Genomic DNA, 312 nt, shown 5'->3' with positions numbered 1-312 from the left:
TCGTCTCGGCGCCCTTTCGGACCCCGATGACCTCGACCACCTTGCCCACCGGCGTGGAGGCGACGATGCGGGGAAGGTCGCTGGAGGATTTCACCGTCGGTCCGTTAAACTTGGTGATGACGTCACCGACTTCGAGGCCGGACGTCTTGGCAGGACCCTTCTCATCGACGCCTGCGCTCAGCGCGCCCTTGGCGCCGCCCTTGAGGCCAAGGGCGTCGGCGGTGGCATCGTCGACGGTCTGAATGCGCACGCCGAGCCAGCCACGACGAACCTCGCCGAACTCACGAAGCTGGTCGATGACCTGTGACGCCG

At 66.3% G+C, this 312-nt stretch carries 1 protein-coding gene; it reads right to left on the bottom strand.

Annotated features, from left to right (window positions below; translation table 11 throughout):
- The coding region (locus tag AC0IXR_RS25020) for a S1C family serine protease (protein WP_471762591.1) at window positions 1-312 on the bottom strand (312 nt) is incomplete at both ends.

This window comes from Methylobacterium sp. AC832, assembly GCF_979256025.1.
Note: the sequence above shows the minus strand (reverse complement) of the source record. Positions and strands in the feature narration are given on the sequence as shown.